Genomic DNA, 16,890 nt, shown 5'->3' with positions numbered 1-16,890 from the left:
TTTTTATTTATATTACACTTACAATTAATTAGTAAATAGAAAAGGAGATAAAAATGAAAGCAATTGGATTTAAAAAACATTTGAAAATTGATGATCCTGAAAGCCTGATTGACTTTGAAATGAAAAAGCCTACTGCTAAGGGACATGATTTGCTGGTAAAAGTAAATGCAGTATCAGTCAATCCAGTAGATATTGGAGTAAGAAAAGGAGGACATTCAGTTTTAAAGACTCCAAAAGTAATTGGCTGGGATGCATGTGGTGTAGTTGAAGAAGTAGGATCTAAGGTTAGCCTTTTTAAACCTAGTGATCGTGTATTTTATGCAGGTTCATTTATTCGCTCAGGTAGTGATAGTGAGTATCAACTGGTTGATGAAAGAATAGTTGGTCATGCTCCAGAAACTTTAAAAGATAATGAAGCAGCCGCAATGCCTTTAACCTCTCTTACCGCGTACGAAGCCTTATTTGAACAAATGGATTTAACCTGGAATCAAGAGAATAATCAACATAAAACAATTTTAATTATTAATGGTGCTGGAGGAGTAGGGTCCGTTGCAACTCAACTAGCACATTTAGCAGGGCTAACAGTTATTGCTACTGCATCTCGCCCAGACAGTATCAAATGGACACAAGATCATGGTGCTGATTATGTAGTAAATCACCGTGAAGATTTGGTAAAACAAGTGAGAAAATTAGGTTTCAAGTATGTTGATTATATTTTGGAATTAAAAGATTTAGATGGTCACTGGAAAGAAATGTGTGAATTAATTAAGCCTGAAGGACACATTGTTTCAATTACTGAAAACCATCGTCCAATTAATTTGAGATTGTTAACTAAAAAGAAAGCACACTTTTCATGGGAATGGATGTATACAAAATCCTATTATCAAACAGATGATATGATTACTCAGCATGATATTTTAGACAAAATCGCGCAAATGTTAGATAGTGGTAAACTTAGATGCACTATGACTAAGTCATTAACACCTTTGAATGCAACAAATTTACGCAAGGCTCATAAATTAGTGGAAAGTGGTCACATGACTGGAAAAGTTGTGGTTTCTGACTGGGAGAATAATTAAGATAGTTCTTACAAGCATTAATTGTTTGCCAGTGACCCTTAGTTTACAAGCTAGGGGCCTTTTTTTGCTTTTTTAACACTAATGCTAGACTGGTAGAAATTAATAAAAACAGTAAATAGCATTTTAATTATTTTTAGTTGTGTTAATCACTATATGTTTGCAAACCTAGCGTAAAATACACCAAGAAAAAAGCCCCAACTTTTGGTGGAGCTTTTTTTCTATAACCAATCTTAACTAATGTCTTAATTAGCTAACGGTCTAACCGTTATTTCCTCATGACTCATATTAGACTTTTTATGAAAGAGAGTCGATTAGTTTAGTTAGTATTGATATAAAAGTATTGATTCTTTGGTTATCAGAATATCATTCACTGTGTTGATTGAATCTTTGAAGAAGACGGTTTCCTTCCCTAACTCTGTGTTCTGCTAACTTTTCTATGGCACTTCAGATTTAATAGGCTTTTTATAATATTTAATTAAACTCAAGCTTATTTGCTTCATCGATCTTAGTTAGGAAAGATGAGACATTAGTAATAATGTCGTTGGTATATGAAACATTAATCAGATTAACCCAATTTTTTCTAAGGAAATAGTCGTCAATGCCGTATCTAACTTTAGTTAAGTATTTGTAGCTAATAAATAGTAGCTCTGAAAAAATCAAATTACGTTTTTGTGGCTGCATAACGAAATCAATTAATAGATCTTTTCCGGAACTTTTAATAAAGTGAAAAAATTCGCAATTGATATGTCTAATCGGATGAAAAGGATATAAAATTTGAGAATTTAATACTTGTTTTTCAAATTGTCTAAGTAATTTTTGATCTTTTTTGTTAATTTGATAATCATTGTTGCTTAAATTAATCATCGTATATCAATTCCTGTTCTAACTGTAGCACCTAAAGTATATAAATTGAAAAAAGTAAAAACAATGAATATTAACTAAGTTGAAAAAGAAAAACTTTTTATATCAAAAGTAAAAAGTTATTTTACTTTTGATATAATATTTTTAATAATTAAGTAAAAGAAAGCTACAGATGGTAAATATCTAGGAAAGAGAAGTGAGGAACAAGTTTGAGTGATATTAGAGTACAGAATACAAAGAATAATTTAATTGCTGCTCTTTTAGGCTGCTTGGAAAATAAGAGTGTGCATGAGCTAAAAGTAAAAGATATTATTGATAAAGCTGGCGTAAGTACTAGAACGTTTTATCAATATTATTCAGATGTCAATGATCTACTAAGAGATACAGAAGATAGCTTTGTTGCAGAGTATCTAAAAAATGTTGAAAAAGATCGTGATTCACTAGGAGAGCTTGATTTAGATACACCTTTTGAAGATCAGTTAGAAACTATTTTAAATGCAACAAAAAATACCATTGAGTTTTGTTATGCACATAAAAAAGAAATACAAGTCTTGTTATCGGATAATGGAGATACGCGTTTTTATAATATGATTTTCCAGACTGGTTGTGAGGAAATTATGAAGCGTATGAGCCAGATGAAAAATATTGATGAGTTAAAAATGGACGAAAAAGAGCAAATGAGAATGATGATTAGTGTGCAGGTATTTGTACATAGTATCATTGGCATGGTAAGAGTTTTGCTTGAATACAGTGATAGATTAGCTCCATATGACGTTCGTCAGAGTATACTTACATTTTTACGTGAGTCACCAGTAGCTTCTATGAATATAAATAAAAAATAGATAGTATAAATAATTTACAGTATATTAGGCTGAACTCCACGATAGCTGCCTAAAGCATTGAATTAAGTAGTTTTGTTGGCAATTGAGAAATAATTGTACTTAAATAGGAAGTAGCATGAGAAGACTAATAATTAAAAAGATAGTTTTAGGGGATACGTCAATGAAAATAGAAATTCCAACTATGAATGGATTTATTCCAGATTGCTACAGTAAATTTGCCAATGCTGATCAAAAGATTGAAGGAAAGCCTAGTAGATCTTTCCCAATTTTCATTACTGATGCACCTGATAATGCAAAAACTTTAGCCGTATATTTTAGAGATTTTGATTCAGTTCCAGTCTGTGGATTTACTTGGATTCACTGGTTAGCTGCCAATCTTCCGGTTCAAGATGTTCCAGCTAATATTAGTCATTCTAAGAATACCAGCCTTGATTTCGTCCAAGGAAATAATAGCAATATTAGCAGGTTTTTAGGTGAAAATTTTGGCCCAGTTGAAGGCTATACAGGTCCGATGCCTCCTGATAAAACGCACTATTACACTTTAACCGTGTATGCATTAGATACAAAACTTGATCTAAAAAAAGGCTATTGGTTAAACGACTTTTTGCATAAAATGGAAGGTCATATAATTGATAGTGCGACTATTTCAGTTCCAAGTAGAGCAAAGTAAAAGTCAAAGTTACTAATAAATATGCTATAATTTAGATAAAGAAAAAGGGAGATCCGAAGATCTCCCATGCAGCCCGCTTTAAGAGCGGCGGCTAAAGTTATAAAGTTGACATGCGCCTACTCAATAAACCTGCCAAAGTTATGAATTGAGCGGCGTTTTTTATTTTTTGTTGTGGTTGTCGATATATGTTAGCAAAGCTAACACAAAAGTACCAAACAACAGCATTAACGAGATAGCCTCGTACACGCTCATGTGGCTGAACCCTTTCTGATTGATGTCGGTCCATAGGACTCACCTCCAGGAGGAAAAGCAGCCACCGCTCATAAAACTTTCTGCGGATATAATTATAACGAAAATTTGTTTGCAACAGAATATGGATTAGTCAAAAAGCTCGCGATTAATTTCGCGGGCTTTTACTATTAAACTTATTTAGCTTTTTCCTTAATGAAAAAATATGTAAATAGACAATAGATGACAATGCCTAAATAAAAAACCCCCGTAGCGCTAAAATTAGGTTCAATAAATCTACTAACAATGTAATCTATACCTAAAATACAAAGAATATAGATCCAGCTTCCGTAAACAAATAATTTGTGTAAGTTAGACGGCAGATGCTTTCTGTATTTAACTAAAAGAGAAAGATACCGAAGTTGCGCTATATAAGATATAAAGAAATATGTGGTGCCACTGAAAATTGAGAAAGTTATTCCCCAGGCAATAAGAGATACTGTCCCATTAGAGTTGCTGAGACCACTCATTACTGGGCCAATAATACCTAAGACTGCTAGGATGCAGGATAAAACAAAATATTTATCATTAGTATGGTGAAATGATTGAATAGTAGACTTTAATCTCTCTTTCTCTTTTATAATGTCAAAATTTTGTTTATTTAACTGCTTAAATTCACGCATAATAAGAAAACTATAAACTAGAAGACCACATGCAATTGCAAGAATTACAATGGTTGCAGCAAATCCTATAAGTGAAATGATTAATTGCATTTTATCACTGGCACCTATTAGGAGCCCTGAAAGAGCACTGCAAAAACTAATACATGCTGGACTGAAGATAGCAAGAGCTATTGCCAAAGCACGTAATTGTGAACTCTTTTTGGCAGTAGACAAATATTTTTGAACTAATTCATCAGGTAAAATAGGTAATTTATCTTCTGCGGGAATGTCTACTGTTTTAATTTCAAAAGATGGAGCACCACTTTTTAGTAAATAATCTGTGGTGACGCCAAATAATTCTGACAAGTTAACGATTTTTTCGATATCGGGAATTGATTGATCGCTTTCCCATTTTGAAACGGCTTGGCGACTAACATTCATTTTTTCAGCTAAGGCTTCTTGAGAAAGATTATTCTTTTTTCGTAATTCCGTGATTTTTTGACCTAATCTCATATGGATTGTCCTTTCCTTGTTGATTGATTTCAATTTATTAAAAATCGCGGTTGCAGACAACCACTTTTTGATTGCATTGTAGGCAACTAATGGTTGCGAAAGGAAAAATTATAGTGATTAATCTTAGTTAAGCAAGCTATTCTCTGGTGTTGTGTAGAATTTGTGACACCACCAAAATGAATCCAATAGTGATTTATATCTCTAATTGTTTTAGAATCTTATTAACAAAATCCCACCTTCGTTAATAATTAAACGAAATTATAAAAATGATTATTGACAAAACCGGCATTTTGTTAATAATTAATTACAGTATTTAATAAGATAAGTAACAAAAGATCTTTTTGTTAAAGATAAACAAAGAAAGTGAGTATAAAGATGGTGAAAGGATATCATTCATTATCTAAGGAAAAATATCTTCATAAGCCACAAATGGTAAGTCAGGAAGAAATAGACCAAATTTATCAATCACGCTTGAATGGATTTAGTACAATTAAAACAAATTTATATCCACTCTTAACCGATAAGAGAGAAAACCAAACTGATAAATACCCATTATTTTTTGTTTATTTACCAGAAATTATTAAGTTGGAAAATAATTTAAGAGAAAATTCCAATCAAATTAAAGAACTTGCTAAAAAATTACCTGGAATTGCCAAACAACAATTTTTAAATTCATTGTTAGTTTCTGAAATTACCTATACTAATAAAATAGAGGGAGTAGAAACTGATCGAGGAGAAATTAGTACAATTATTCGTGATAATGAAAGAGATAGAAAAAGTCCCTCCCATAAGCGACTCCAGTCAACTATCAAAATGTATCAAGAAACTCAGAGTGAGCATTTAATTAAAATTGAAAATCTTAAGGACTTTCGAAATATTTACGACACTCTATTAGAAGGAGAGATTGAAGAAAACAAATTGCCTAACGGAAAACTGTTTAGGGATAAATTGCCAGAGGGAGAACAACTAAGGATAGGGGATGCTCTTCATACGGTGCATGTTCCTCCGCAGACAGAAGAAGCCATAAACGAATCTTTGACTAGTTTAATAGAATTTATGAACAATGATGATTTACCGCCAATTTATAAGAGCGTGATTACTCATTTCTTTTTTGAAAATACGCATCCTTTCTTAGATGGTAATGGAAGAATGGGAAGATATTTATTGTCGACGTACATTTCGCATAAGTATGATCATTTTACTGGTTTTTCTGTAGCTACTGCTATTCACTCGCGTGTTCAGACATATTACAGAATATTTAAAGAAGCTGATCAAGCAGAAAATTATGCAGAGTTAACGTTTTTTATTGTTGCGATGTTGAAATTATTGGTTGCACAACAAGAAGAAATAGTGTCAACTTTAAGTGATGATAAGGAAAAATTAGTACAAATTGTAGATAATATTAAGAAAAGAGTAGCATCGCTTACTGATGATTATGATAAAAAAGCAATTTACTCTGTGCTTTTTTATTTAGCCGAATCTAAACTTTTTGCTGGAAATAAAGAATTAGGAATTAGAGATAGAGATATCATTCAATTAAATTCTAAAGAGAGTGGAATTTCCATTAGGCGAACTAAGTCTGCGATTAGTCAGCTAGAACAAATGAATTGGATTAATAAAATTTGTTCTAAACCTAAACAGCATGAATTAAGTATATAAATGACATTGAGTACATTTTAGTCTTAGTCATAGTGACTAAGGCTTTAATTAAGAATTCTTATAAAAAATTATAGTGATTAATCTTAGTTAAGTAAGCTATTCTCTGGTGTTGTGTAGAATTTGTAACGCCACCAAAATGAATCCAATGTCGATCTTGCATCCCTAATTGCTTTAGAGTTTTATTAACAAAAATTCGTTTAATACCATTTCCCAAAAAGAGTTTTACATAAAATGTTGGTGAAGTTGAAGTAGTAAGGACATAAGTATGTTTAATGTTGGTTAATTCGCCATGAATACCAGTTTTGCTTACAGTATGAGATAATCCTTTTCCTTCTTTCATCACTTTATCAATGAAACCTTTAAGCATTGCTGGGACACTATTCCACCAAAGTGGAGTAATAAAAATTATTGCGGAAGCTTCTCTTAAGTAATCTAAATATTTTGTTACTAGAAGATCATGAGTTTTACCAGTATGAAATAAACGTAATTCTTCTTTGTCATAAATAGGATTAAATTGTTCTTGATACAAGTCAATTACTTTAAAGCTTTTATGCTTATGTGCTAAATTTGATTTTACTGATTCTAAAATTGCATGGTTAAAACTTTTTTCATAAGGATGACAATAGATGATTAAGAAGTCCATTTTAATCTTTTCCTTTCAAAAGTTGATCTAAAGTGTATTTCACTAATTGTGCGTCATAGCGAGTAATTTTATTTTTAATTAGTAATGCATATCCTTGAATAAAGGACCAGATTTGAATAAATAAATCTTGATCAGAAAGAGTAGTTGATGAATTAAGATTAGTAATTAAAACTTTTACTTTCTGCAAAAAGGGATATTGATTAGCATTTGAATATAAATCTAGTGCTGACAATTGGTAGAATAAGAAGTCCATTTGGTTGGGATGCATAGTTATAGACTGACAAATATCTTTAGCAATAATGAGTAACTGTTGCTTAGATGAATAATCTTCATTTAATGGGATCTGCTCAATAAATCGTTTAGATAATTGGATTACTGCTTTTTGAAATAGTTCATTTTTGTCTTTGAAATGTCTATAAAAAGCACCTGTTGTAAGTCCCAGTTCCTTTGTAAGTTTGCGTAAACTTAAGTTTTGATACCCATTAGTGTCGATTAGATGAATGGTTTGATTTATAATTTTTTCTTCGGTTGTCATTTTATCTTCTTTCTTGATAACAGAGTTATCTTTTTAGGTCTATGATAACACTGTTATCATGATAACAAAAGATAAATAATTTGTTATAATACACGCTAAGGAAAGTAAAAACACAATTCGGTTGGTAGTCCGAATGTATGATTTATTCATATCAGTAACCTTCCCTCCTAGGATGTCCCTCTTTCCTCTTATTTTTAGGAGGGGACATAATGATTAAAGGTGTATTAACTATTATTTTTGATGAACCATTCTATAAAGCGATTTTTGAACAATTCGATGGTACTCAGTATAAAGTAGCTCAAGTTAATATGGGAACTTCATTGCCAACGATGCCAAAAATAATTAACTTGGTGAATGAGCATTATTCTGACTTACAATTTAGCAAATCAACTCGAGATAAGGAAGTAATGCATCATATTAACCCGAAAAGAGCTCAAAGATTAGCGCATAAAGAAGTTCGGGAACGTGGAATTGGCACTAAAGCTCAACAAGCTTTAAAAAAGCAATTTGAGAAATCGAAAATAACTAGAAAAAAGATGAATAAAGATAAAAAACGTGAAATGCAAAAAGAGAGCTTTTTATAAAAACAAATTAAACGTCGAAAAAAACATCGAGGTCATTAATAAACAAAAGCTCGCAATTAATTGCGAGCTTTTTACTATGCTTAGATTAATTATTACCATATTAATCCTATAAGCGAGAAGATGATTTCACTGACTAGTACTAACAAAACATTCATTAAAATTCCTTTAAACGTAGTTTCTTTATGAGGATCCGTAACGAAGGTTCTAGTTGAATGATAAACTAATGGAATGGTAAGTAAACTGCATAAAGCAAGAGTAGGGAGATAGTGCAAGACAATACTTAAAACTAAAAAGAGATATGCTAAAACGTAATATGTGCATAAAACAATCAAAGCATTCTTATGACCAATGTAATATGGAAGAGTTTTACGACCAATTTTAACATCTTCTTCCATGTCACAAATATTATTGGCTAGCATTACATTAGCAATTACAAATATCGCAGGGAAGGCAACAATTATTGCCTTAGCCCAGAAAAAATCATCAAAGGGATGAATATTGTAAATGTTGATATAGAGCCCCAAAAGAGTGATGTTATAACCCATTGTAATCCCAGAAGCTGGTTCGCCGAAGGGAGTTTTTAAAATAGGATAAGGGGCGCCTGAGTAACAATAACCAATTAAGTAGCTGAAGAAACCAATTAAAAGAATTATCCAGCCAACTTTAAAGCTTAGTATGATACCAATAGTGGCAGAAACAAGAATTAATAAGATAATTACATTTCTAGCCCATTTTCGAGAAATGTCGAATTTTTCTAAAATGTTATTGTAACTGGTAACGTGATTTTTCTTATAGCGAAGATAATCAGTATATTGATTATGACCATTAACGGCTAAATGAAAAGAAATTACGGCTATAAAAAGCCAAAGCCAATAGACTAAATTAAAATGATGATAATAATAACTAGCCATTAATGAGCCGATAATATATGGTAAGGCTGAAATGATAATTGTTTGTATTTGAACAAGTGCGTTAAATTTTTGAATTATAGAATATTTTTTCATAAGTAATTACCTTAAATAGTGATTACTTAAAATTATAATATAAATTTTGCTTAGTTGAAAAAATACTTTACATTATTATGAAGGGAACCTACCAGAAAGATAATCTAAAGTTTGGATAGCGGAAGCACTTGCGACTATTCTGAATAGATTGATAAGTAGAAATATCACAAAGTATGAGATTAATTGAAAAAGCAAGAAACAGAAATCAAATACTTCGTTATAAAATAAAAAACGTCCACAATTACTAAAAAGAATTTGTATTTACATAGTTAATCGAAAGAAACGAGAGAATATCTAAATGACATTAAAATTATTTTTTTATTAAATTTATATTGACATATAATTTGTTTTTGATATTATTATTTTTAACAAAAATAACAGTTTAGCTTTGATAAGGAAAGTAACATGAAATGTGGTCTTCAGAGAATCTTCGTTTGGTGTGAGAAGACGGCCGAGTTTTACGTGAAAATCACCTTTGAGCGGAAAGTACGACAATTAGTATTTTCAGGGGCCGCCCTTTATAGCGGCGACGTATCGCTAATCATTTGATTGGCCGCACGTGCATGAGGTTAGTATTTTTTGCTAACGAAGAATAGGTGGTACCGCGTAATAAACGCCCTATTAGATCAAGTTGATCTAGTAGGGCGTTTTTTGTTTATCTTAGCTAATCCGAGGGGGATATTAGTATGAAAAAGTGGATGAAAGTTTTGACAAGTGGAGCAATGATGGCGAGCGCGGCAACACTCTGTACTGCTTGTTCTAATGGAAAAAATAATACAAAAGAATATGAAAAATCTTTATCATGGATGACAACTTCAGAAGTACAAACTTTAGACCAGAATAAAATGGTTGATACAGCTAGTGGAGAACAAGCTGGAAATGTATTTGAAGGATTAAATCGTGTAGATAATAAAGGAAAGGTAAAGCCAGGCGTGGCTACAACTTCAACTGCAAGTAAGGATGGACTTACTTGGACGTTTAAGTTAAGAAAAAATGCTAAATGGAGCAACGGTGATTCTGTTACAGCGCAAGATTTTGTTTATTCGTTAAGAAGAATGATGGATCCTAAGACTCAATCACAGCAACAAAATAATTATCAAGCAGTTGAGAATGCCAAAGAAGTTGTGACAGGGAAAAAAGATCCAAGTTCTTTAGGAGTAGAAGCAAAAGATAAACATACTTTGGTAGTTCACTTGACTCATCCCGTTCCATACTTTAAGACATTGACAGCTTCAAGTTGGAATCCAGTTAGTGAAAAGGCAGTTCAGAAGTATGGTTCAAAATATGGGACTGCATCTAAGTATATGCTTTATAATGGTCCATTTGTTAGTGATGGATGGACTGGTACAAATCTTAGCTGGAAACTAAAAAAGAATAATTATTACTGGGATAAAAAGGATGTTAAATTAAATACTGTTAATTACACAGTAATTAAAACACCTTCAACTGACTACAATCTTTATCAAGGTGGAAAGCTAGATGGTGCATTTCTTGATATGCAAGCATCCAAGCAATTAAAGCATCAAACAGAATACCGAGTATTTAAACTAGATAGAACTGAATATTTAACTTACAATGTTTCAAAAAATAAGGACATGGCTAATGTCAATTTAAGAAGAGCATTTTCAATGGCCTTAAATCGTAAAGAACTAGCCTCTACTATTGGTGGTGCAAATACTGTTGCTACAACTTTTACAGGTCCACAGGAGACTGTTAATGGTGTAAACTTCAATGATTATTTTGCAAAGAAGAAAGCTACAAGTAAGTATACTGATTTTAATAAAAAAGAAGCACGTAATTTGCTTAACAAAGGATTAAAAGAACTTGGCAAATCAAAAGTTGAATTCACTTTAGGTGGGGATGACGATGATCTTTCTAAAAAAGTTTTAGAATATGTGCAAAGTCAATTTGAGAATAGTTTTGGTGATAAAGTAGAAGTTCATGTTCAATCAATGCCAAAAACTACGAGAGTAAGTAAGATGCTTAATGGGGATTATGATGTAGACTATACTGGTTTAAATCCTGCGTTTAATGATCCTTATGCAATGCTTAGTGTAATGGCAACTGGACAAAATTATAACTTTGGTAAATGGTCTAACAAGCAATATGATCATTTATTAGATCTATCAAGTAAAGAAATGAACGTTAATAAGAGATTGCAATATTTAGTTAAAGCAGAACAAGTATTAGACAATGAACAACCACTAACTCCACTATTTCATGATGGTCAAGCTTGGATGGTAAGACAAAACGTACATGATTTAGGCTTTTCACTTGGAAAATTTAACTTTAAAGACACTTATGTAACTAAATAAATGGAGGAAAAGATGACAAAAACTGCTTTTATAAATTGTAATCTATTTGTAGGTATTGAAGATAAATTACTAGAAAATGCTTGGTTTACGGTCGATAATGAAAGCGGCAAGTTATTGGCGCTTGGTTCGGGAAAAATGGAGGATTCTGTTGAACATCAGGTAGATCTGAAAAAACAATATGTTATGTCTGGGTTAATTAATGCGCATACTCATGTTGGTTATGTTAACGTAAGTAAATATCATTATCCTGAAACAGAGGCCTTGATCACATATAAAGCATTAGAAGATTTAAAAAATGGACTTAGAGGAGGAGTTACATATCTTCGGGGATGTGGTTCTCCTTATGATGTGGATGTAAAATTAAATAATATTCGAAAAGATTTTCCATTCGAAGGTCCAGGTATGAAACCAGCAGGAATGCCAGTTTCTATTTTAGGTGGACATTCTGATCGACCTTTGGGAACCCCAGAATATGGTCATGGTACGCCTAATTATTCTCACCTTGTTAATTCAGCTGATGATGTTCGTAAGGCTGTCCGTGAACAATTTAAAAAGGGAGCCAAAAATATTAAGTTAATGGCAACTGGTGGCATTATGTCTCAAGGTGATCAAATCGATGATACGGAATTATCTTTAGAAGAGATGAGGACAGCGGTATAAGAGGCGCATTCTAAGCATATGACTGTGTGCGCTCATGCAGAAGGCGAGCTAGGTATTCACTATGCTGTAGTTGCTGGTGTTGATTCAATCGAACATGGCTTTTATGTTAATGATGAAGATATTGATCTTATGAAAAAACAAGGAACATTTTTATCGCCAACTTTAATTGCTGGTCATCAAATTGCAGTTTATGGTAAAGGGAAGATGACAGACTTTTCATATCAAAAAATGTGTCAGCATGTAGATGCGTTTTATGCACATGTTGGTAAAGCTATTAAAGCTGGCGTAAAACTAGCTTTGGGAACAGACGCAGGTACGTTCAAGAATCCACTTGAAAATACAGCAAAAGAATTGACTGAATTAGTACGTGCAGGTGCTACTAATTATCAAGCTCTTCGTGCAGGAGGACTAGGATCGGCAGAATTATTGAAGATTGATGATGAGTATGGATCTCTTGAAGAAGGAAAATACGCTGATTTTTTAGTTTTAAAAGAGAATCCACTTGAAAATGTAAATTCTGTTGAACAAAAAGATAAAATGGTATATCAACATGGTGTAAGAAAATTTTAGAAATCCGACTATAGAAAAGGGCTCGCAAATGCGGGCTCTTTTTTATACTGTTATTTCATTAAATTTTATTTACAATCTCGATAAAAATAGATATCTGCTTTTCTTTCTTGAGCAGTTCCGCGATAATTGCGATTGTTGAAGCCGCCAATTTCAAACTTATTATTTAAATAAGAAAGACGAGCTGATAGGTTATTATCTTGAGCGATTGTGTAAATTTAGCTGTTTTGCTTCGCTTAGGCCAGTTTCAATTAGTTGACTACCGATATTACGTCTGCGGTAATCTATATCAATTTTTAGGTCATCTAAATATAAGTAATTAAACATAGATTTACTAAAAATAGCTAGTCCGATGTAACGGCTATTATCATAAGCACCAATATAAATTAAATTTGAATTATATTGATAATTTTCATTTGGAAAACATTATTGAGATATTTTGGCAAACTTCTGAATTTTGTAATCCCATTTTCCATTATTAAGACTTGGAATTAATTTGCCCCAAATTTTGAATGGTTGATTGGGTAAGTTAATATCGTTTTTATTATTTACAGTTATTTTTTTGATTTCGATCATAATTAATTAAGCCTCATATTTATTTTGAAAGATTTACGCCGATTATAAAGTTAAATTAAACTCTTTAGATTCTAACATGAATCAGCATATTAAAATGATAGTAAGAAAAGAATATTTTAGAATAGATAATAAAGACTATTAAACTAAAGCGAGGGATGTTGGGTGTTAAATAAAAATATATCCAAAAAGTTATATTATTGGATTATTTTAATGATCATTTTAACTTCATGTGTAATATTTTTTATGCTTTGGACTAATTATAAAAAGAAAGAAGTGCGCCGTCATCCCTCTATAAAATCGCAGCCTGCGTTAGTTGACAATACTAGTACTCGCCCCGCAGCTTATTCTACTAAGGATTTCAAATCAGTACTATTTGAAACTTATCCTGATGTCTATAAAAATTTGAATTTTAAGCAAAAGCCTATCTTTTATGTGATTCCGGGACTAATTCAATCTGTTGCTATTAAATATACTCCGCCTAATCAAGGTCAGCCTGGAATAGCATATGACATGGATCCACAAGGATTAGCTATAATTCATCATAAATATTTGATTATTTCAGCTTATAGTAAAAGTAAAACATTTGATTCAGTTCTATGGATCTTAGATTTTAAAACTGGACGTTTTATAAAAACTATTGCCCTGAATAATATTGATCATGTAGGTGGTATTACTTATGATGATGATCACGATAGACTATGGGTTGCAACAATTAATCAATATCAACGTGCTCAGGTTCAATCATTGAGTTTAAAGGAATTAGAGAGATATAATTTCAAAAGGCAGAAAAGACCTATTAAATTTAAACATGGGACTAATCTAGCAGCACCTTTAAAAACATCTTATTTGACATATCATAAAAATAAAATCTATGTAGGATATTTTGATAAAATTCATGGCGGTCAACTTTTTGGCTATAAATTAAACAAAAAGGGCTTATTTAAAAAAGATAAGAATGAGAATGATTTAGCTATTCCGGATGAAAATTGGTCAACCTATTCTCAAATACAAGGAATTAGTTTTGATAGAAAAGATATTTTATTATCTGAGTCATATGGCGATTTCAATTCTCAGCTGCTAGTTTTATAGAAATAAGTTGAACAAACCAAACTATAATCTTGATTTAAATCAAGCCGATAAGACTATTATTTTACCGCCATATTTAGAGCAGATTATTGGTAAAGATGGAGAAGTGTATCTGTTATTTGAATCTGCGACAGCTTTGTATCGGCAAAATCCTAACTTGGTCCATATGGATCGGGTTATTAAGCTAAAAGTTAAATATAATGATGGCATAATTTCTGAAAAATAGTAGGATATGTATCAATTTTAGTGTAAAAAATATGAATGCACGGAGAATTAGTTTATAATTAACAAAAAATCCCAACGAAATGTTTTTATACATTTCATTGGGATTTTTGCTATTTAGCAATCTTATGTACCTTATGTGCAATAACCATTTCTTTATTACGGTCAGTGTAAATTGCATCTTTGAGATAATTTAAAGGTTGTCTTAACAATCCTTTATTAGCTCTAAATAAGAAATCTGCATGATGATGATTCAAATGACGCAGATATCTTTTGGCATTTTTGATCTTAGTGTGATGCTCTAAGGCTAGTTTTGGTTCAAAGTCAGTGATTTTATGTTCAGCATTGTATACTGGCTTAACTTTGTGATGCCACTTATCGATATGGTGGGTATTATGTGCACCAATTTCTTTACTTGCCTTAACAATGTCTTTTTTAGTGGCTAAATTATCTTGATGCTTTAACTGCGAATTTTTGTCATAGTAGTAATTTCCAAGGCCATCTTGACGATAAAGCTGCAAATTCTTTAATGACTTATCTTTATTATCAACAGTTACCTTTAGAACATCGCCATTTTTATGATTCATAAGATACATATCATGGTCAATTGTATAATTATCCTTCATGACTAAAATATCCACCTCTTTTATTTATATCTGAATGATATTATAGCTACATTTTAAAAGAAAGTATAGTGATTAAGTCAAGGTTTTAATGAATTATAAAATTAGTTAATCTTTATTAAAATTTGGAAACAATTGATACAATAAAAAGCAGTTAGAAATCAATTCTAACCGCTTTTTATTGTATGTATTCAAATATTAATTATTGTTCTTTACCATCAATAATTACTTTAACGCGTGGATTCTTAGGACCCTTAGCCTTAGAAATAACGCCTTTGTTAACTAAATCTTCGATTTGATCTGGGTCATAACCTAACTTAGACAAAATTTCTTTGTTGTTCTCACCTAGGTCAGGAGCCTTATCGTAAACTGGCTTGTAGTTTGAAAGAGTAAATGGTAAACCGATGGTCTTAAAGTTACCACGATTACCGCCTTGATTGATAGTAACAATAGCGCCATCCTTGTTTAAGTCTGGATCGTTTTCAAGTTCATGCCAGTCAAGAACAGGACCAACAGGAACACCAGCAGCACCAAGTTCTTTAGTTAGAGTGTATTTATCGTATTGCTTTGTGTATTCTTCGATTAGTGGGTAAAGTTCTTCTTTGTGTAATTGACGGTGTTGCCAATCAACAAATCTTGGATCAGTTTCCCATTCTGGGTGACCCATTGCTTCGCAAAGTTTATCCCAATTCTTGTTTTCGTTTTGAATAACAATGTAAACGTAAGCGTTAGGATCAGTTTCCCAACCTTTGGCCTTGTAAGTCCAGCCAATAACTTGACCACCTTCAGTGTTTTCAGCACGAGGAATTGCTTTGCCCCATTTCCAGTCAGGGTAGACTGCATAGTGAGGAAGAGCACCTAAGTTATCTAACATGATTTGGTCACGTAATTTAATACGGCAAAGGTTTAATACAGCGTCTTGCATTGATTGGTAAACAAAAGTACCTTCACCAGTATGTTCGCGTTGAAGTAAAGCTGCCAAAATACCAATAGCTAAGTGCATACCAGTGTTTGAATCACCTAAAGCAGCAGCTGATTGAGTAGGAACGTTGTTAGGCCCCTTGTTCCAACCAGTAGCAGAGGCAGCACCACCAGCAGATTGAGCAACTGGTTCAAAAGCTTTAACGTTTTCAAAACGTGAACCTTGGTTGAAACCTTTTAATGAAGCATAAATTAATTTAGGATTTAATTCATGAAGCTTATCCCAGCCAAACCCATTTCTATCAGCAGAACCAGGAGCAATGTTTTCTACGAATACGTCGGCTTTCTTAATTAAGTCGTACATAATCTTCTTACCTTCTGGAGCCTTGATATCAACAGTTAAAGACTTCTTGTTTGCGTTTAATTGTAAGAAGTAAAGACTCCAAGAATCTTTAATATCAAGTAATTCGTTTCTAGTTGGGTCACCAGTGTCAGTACGTTCAATTTTAATAACTTCAGCACCTAACCATGCTAAAAGTTGCGTACATGAAGGACCAGATTGTACTTGAGTCCAGTCGATGACTTTAATTCCTTTTAATGGAGCATATTCATTTTGTTCGTTTTTTTCATTTTCACTCAT

16 protein-coding genes, 2 pseudogenes and 1 other annotated feature are annotated in these 16,890 nt (G+C 32.2%); of the genes and pseudogenes, 9 read left to right on the top strand and 9 right to left on the bottom strand.

The window, feature by feature from the left end; genetic code table 11:
• Positions 1-53 precede the first annotated feature (53 nt).
• Positions 54-1,079, top strand: a complete 1,026-nt coding sequence (locus FD18_RS00535; RefSeq protein ID WP_057718040.1) for a zinc-binding alcohol dehydrogenase family protein — start codon at positions 54-56, stop codon at positions 1,077-1,079.
• Between the two features lie 471 nt (positions 1,080-1,550).
• Here FD18_RS00535 and FD18_RS00530 read toward each other — a convergent pair whose 3' ends face one another.
• Complete coding sequence (locus tag FD18_RS00530; RefSeq protein WP_057718039.1) at positions 1,551-1,943, bottom strand: hypothetical protein; 393 nt, start codon at positions 1,941-1,943, stop codon at positions 1,551-1,553.
• Between the two features lie 206 nt (positions 1,944-2,149).
• Here FD18_RS00530 and FD18_RS00525 point away from each other — a divergent pair, with 206 nt between their 5' ends.
• Together FD18_RS00525 and FD18_RS00520 are read left to right on the top strand one after the other, a co-directional pair.
• On the top strand, positions 2,150-2,782 hold the full coding sequence (locus FD18_RS00525) for a TetR/AcrR family transcriptional regulator (protein WP_057718038.1): 633 nt from the start codon (positions 2,150-2,152) through the stop codon (positions 2,780-2,782).
• Between the two features lie 160 nt (positions 2,783-2,942).
• Positions 2,943-3,452, top strand: coding sequence for a YbhB/YbcL family Raf kinase inhibitor-like protein (locus tag FD18_RS00520; RefSeq protein WP_057718037.1), 510 nt, complete (start codon positions 2,943-2,945; stop codon positions 3,450-3,452).
• 159 nt (positions 3,453-3,611) lie between these two features.
• Here the strand turns inward: FD18_RS00520 and FD18_RS09225 are convergent, their stop codons facing one another.
• Both FD18_RS09225 and FD18_RS00510 read right to left on the bottom strand, forming a co-directional pair.
• A complete protein-coding gene (locus tag FD18_RS09225) occupies positions 3,612-3,677 on the bottom strand; it encodes a putative holin-like toxin (RefSeq protein ID WP_228764854.1) in 66 nt (21 codons plus the stop codon).
• A 200-nt stretch (positions 3,678-3,877) separates the two neighbouring features.
• Positions 3,878-4,855, bottom strand: a complete 978-nt coding sequence (locus tag FD18_RS00510) for a helix-turn-helix domain-containing protein (RefSeq protein WP_057718035.1) — start codon at positions 4,853-4,855, stop codon at positions 3,878-3,880.
• A gap of 375 nt (positions 4,856-5,230) precedes the next feature.
• Between FD18_RS00510 and FD18_RS00505 the strand changes: the two genes are divergently transcribed.
• Complete coding sequence (locus FD18_RS00505; protein ID WP_057718034.1) at positions 5,231-6,514, top strand: Fic family protein; 1,284 nt, start codon at positions 5,231-5,233, stop codon at positions 6,512-6,514.
• A gap of 58 nt (positions 6,515-6,572) precedes the next feature.
• Here the strand turns inward: FD18_RS00505 and FD18_RS00500 are convergent, their stop codons facing one another.
• Together FD18_RS00500 and FD18_RS00495 are read right to left on the bottom strand one after the other, a co-directional pair.
• Complete coding sequence (locus tag FD18_RS00500) at positions 6,573-7,157, bottom strand: NAD(P)H-dependent oxidoreductase (protein ID WP_057718033.1); 585 nt, start codon at positions 7,155-7,157, stop codon at positions 6,573-6,575.
• 1 nt (position 7,158) lies between these two features.
• A complete protein-coding gene (locus FD18_RS00495) occupies positions 7,159-7,692 on the bottom strand; it encodes a TetR/AcrR family transcriptional regulator (RefSeq protein ID WP_057718032.1) in 534 nt (177 codons plus the stop codon).
• A 209-nt stretch (positions 7,693-7,901) separates the two neighbouring features.
• Here FD18_RS00495 and FD18_RS00490 point away from each other — a divergent pair, with 209 nt between their 5' ends.
• Positions 7,902-8,276, top strand: coding sequence for a YjdF family protein (locus FD18_RS00490; RefSeq protein WP_057718031.1), 375 nt, complete (start codon positions 7,902-7,904; stop codon positions 8,274-8,276).
• Positions 8,277-8,368: 92 nt separating this feature from the next.
• Here FD18_RS00490 and FD18_RS00485 read toward each other — a convergent pair whose 3' ends face one another.
• Positions 8,369-9,280: a prenyltransferase gene (locus FD18_RS00485; RefSeq protein ID WP_057718030.1), complete on the bottom strand. Its 912-nt coding sequence runs from the start codon at positions 9,278-9,280 to the stop codon at positions 8,369-8,371.
• Positions 9,281-9,659: 379 nt separating this feature from the next.
• Positions 9,660-9,904 (top strand) — a binding site (T-box leader).
• A 62-nt stretch (positions 9,905-9,966) separates the two neighbouring features.
• Between FD18_RS00485 and FD18_RS00480 the strand changes: the two genes are divergently transcribed.
• Positions 9,967-11,595, top strand: coding sequence for a peptide ABC transporter substrate-binding protein (locus tag FD18_RS00480; protein ID WP_057718029.1), 1,629 nt, complete (start codon positions 9,967-9,969; stop codon positions 11,593-11,595).
• Positions 11,596-11,607: 12 nt separating this feature from the next.
• Positions 11,608-12,825: pseudogene (locus FD18_RS09220) on the top strand (metal-dependent hydrolase family protein).
• Positions 12,826-12,890: 65 nt separating this feature from the next.
• Here FD18_RS09220 and FD18_RS00465 read toward each other — a convergent pair.
• Positions 12,891-13,398 (bottom strand): annotated as a pseudogene (locus FD18_RS00465) (GNAT family N-acetyltransferase).
• A gap of 162 nt (positions 13,399-13,560) precedes the next feature.
• On the opposite strand from FD18_RS00465, the gene FD18_RS00460 reads away from it, so the two are divergent.
• Entirely contained in the window at positions 13,561-14,487 is a 927-nt protein-coding gene (locus FD18_RS00460; protein ID WP_235499835.1) for a YncE family protein, read from the top strand.
• A gap of 7 nt (positions 14,488-14,494) precedes the next feature.
• Positions 14,495-14,710 carry a hypothetical protein gene (locus FD18_RS09950; RefSeq protein WP_235499834.1) on the top strand — a complete coding sequence of 72 codons (216 nt, stop codon included), beginning with the start codon at positions 14,495-14,497 and terminating at the stop codon, positions 14,708-14,710.
• 109 nt (positions 14,711-14,819) lie between these two features.
• Here FD18_RS09950 and FD18_RS00455 read toward each other — a convergent pair whose 3' ends face one another.
• Complete coding sequence (locus FD18_RS00455; RefSeq protein WP_057718026.1) at positions 14,820-15,332, bottom strand: hypothetical protein; 513 nt, start codon at positions 15,330-15,332, stop codon at positions 14,820-14,822.
• A gap of 199 nt (positions 15,333-15,531) precedes the next feature.
• Positions 15,532-16,890: a formyl-CoA transferase gene (frc, locus tag FD18_RS00450; RefSeq protein ID WP_057718025.1), complete on the bottom strand. Its 1,359-nt coding sequence runs from the start codon at positions 16,888-16,890 to the stop codon at positions 15,532-15,534.

Source organism: Lactobacillus taiwanensis DSM 21401, from assembly GCF_001436695.1.
GTDB lineage: Bacteria > Bacillota > Bacilli > Lactobacillales > Lactobacillaceae > Lactobacillus > Lactobacillus taiwanensis.
Note: the sequence above shows the minus strand (reverse complement) of the source record. Positions and strands in the feature narration are given on the sequence as shown.